Annotated in this window: 1 protein-coding gene; it reads right to left on the bottom strand. The window is 33.6% G+C overall.

Going from position 1 to position 2,287, the window contains the following annotated elements; genetic code table 11:
* Nucleotides 1–126 precede the first annotated feature (126 nt).
* Entirely contained in the window at nucleotides 127–987 is an 861-nt protein-coding gene (locus F6K22_RS39035; RefSeq protein ID WP_293110328.1) for a phosphate/phosphite/phosphonate ABC transporter substrate-binding protein, read from the bottom strand.
* Nucleotides 988–2,287: the final 1,300 nt, after the last annotated feature.

Here is a 2,287-nt window from a genome sequence, read left to right as displayed (position 1 = left end):
GGTTAGGTTTTTAGGATTCATCAGTGTGATGCAGCACTTCTCAAACAGCTTCTTAGATTAAGATGGAGCGTTAAGCAACTTTTGCAGTTTTCGTACAGGTTCGTAATCTTCGTCTGAAACTAAAGTTTAACCTGCTGATTCAATTCCTCCAATACCGACTAAACCTTCTGGTGCATTAATTAGGGCTTTCTTAAGTGTTGTTTTAAATTCTGCGGGTAGTTGAGTAGAAATAACTATGGGAGAATTCGGAATAGGGTCAGATTCCCAAATAATTTTATACTTATCTTCAGATAATAAACCTTGATTTTCTAACTCTATATAAGTCGGCTTTTCAATGGCAATGGCATCAATTTTTCCAGCTTCCAAAGCTAGTGCATTCTTGTCATGTCCACCTGCATATTCAACCGCTGAAAAATCTTTTTCTGGAATAATCCCTAATGTTTTAAAGTAAGCAGAAGGAACTAGAAATCCAGAAGTAGAAGACTTATTGACAAAGCTAAATCGCTTCCCAATTAGGTCTTGTACAGTGTTAATTCCCGAATCTTTTCTAGTAACAATGACGCTCTTGTACCAGGGACGACCAGTAGTCTTTTCAATATGAGCAACAATGGGTTCTAAGTTTGGGTTTTTCTGTTTAGCTTTAATATAAGTAAACGGTCCGAGATAAGCCATTTTAACTTGACCGCTTACCAAAAAATCAACGGTGGTATCATAATCTTTAGTTAATTTAATTTCAACAGGAATCTCTAATTCTTGTTCTAAATATTTATCCAAGCGTTGAATTCTCTTCTGCTGTTCTTCTGTACTAACAGCAGGTATAACTGCTATTTTTAGTTGAGAGATTTTTCCAGTTTGGGAAACATCTGAAGTATTAGAGATTTGTGGTTCAGAATAAGAATTAGGAATTTCTGTACAAGCTCCATTGAAGATATAAATTACTGCTAAGAATAAGCCACAGTTTTTCAGTTTATTTATTGGGAATTGCATTGATGTTCCTCTTATTGAGTCTCTGGATTCAATTATAGCAATTCTAATACTGGTGAGGTACAAAATTATAGTTTTTAGGCAACAGAAAATAGGGAACAGAAAAGAATCACAAAAAACCGGATCTTAAAAAGAGTGAGAAACACTATATAGCAATCCTATTTTAGTTATAATATTTTGGTGGTAGTTAGGAGTCAGAACTCAGCAGTCAGGAGTTATAATTTCAAGGGTTTTCCCTTTATATTAACTGTTATAAAAATTTTCACAACCAATTTAGGATTACTATATAACAAAACGAATCTAAATCTTTGATAAAACTCTAAATCTGTTTTGAGCAGTAACAAAGAATTAATAATTCCTAAAAGATTTATCTAATTATTTTTCTCTTCTCACTCTTGGTTATTACTGATTATATAGCAATTCCCAAAAAGCGTGAGATACAAAATTCCCTGGTTTTAGGGAACAGGGAACACTTAACTGGGAATAGGAAGTAGGGAGTAGTAATTCTGGTTCCGTAGGAATAAATAAAGAAGAAAAACAACTGTACCTCCGAGAGCTTGGGAAACGCTATACCAATTTTATAAATGTTGGCTACAAATAGCTGGGGGATTTTTGTTTTAGTCAACCCACCCCCAACCCCTCCCTGGAGTGGAAGTCAGGAGTCAAGAGTTAGAATAAATAGCTTTGATACCATTTCTTAGTTCATAACTTATCTAAACCCCATCCTTAAGGGTGGGGTTCTTATCAAAAAGACATCTCCTGTAAAATATGCACGATCGCCCTTATTATTCGTAACATTCTTTTTCAAAATCGTCTGATATTATCTCCAATTGAATACTTATTATTAAGGCACTAAGGGAGTAGGGAAGAAATCGAAATACATCCCTTTTCTTCCTCCCCATTAATAAATACTTGAGATTTTATTGATAAATAATTATCTAGACATTATATTACTTGGGCAAAGCGCTATAATTGTGAGATATTTTATATTTTTAGGTAACAGCTTAACTGGTAAAAGTGAACAGTAAAATTATCACGAATGATTGAGGATGCCTATAGTTATTCTATCTAAAATATCTACTAATTTATCTATCAGTTTCTCCCATCTGATTCCCGAACACTATATTAATTAACTGCCTGCATCAAAATTCCTAAAATTTTCTGAATATCGCGAATATAAGTAGGTGGGCATAAATAAAGGTAAAATATAAAAGTACCTAAAAACCTGAAATTGCTAACAATGCCTTCTCCCCTAAAAGTTCGTCTAACTTCTGAAGAAAAGCAATGCTTATTTGAGTTAAAA

Source organism: Okeania sp. SIO2F4 (genome assembly GCF_010672385.1).
Classification (GTDB): Bacteria; Cyanobacteriota; Cyanobacteriia; order Cyanobacteriales; family Microcoleaceae; genus Trichodesmium.
The sequence above is the reverse complement of the archived record's forward strand: the minus strand, read 5'-3'. Positions and strand labels throughout refer to the sequence as shown.

Excerpts from the sequence above, each read along its gene's own strand:
- F6K22_RS39035 (WP_293110328.1), bottom strand. The coding sequence starts at position 987 with ATGCAATTCCCAATAAATAAACTGAAAAACTGTGGCTTATTCTTAGCA.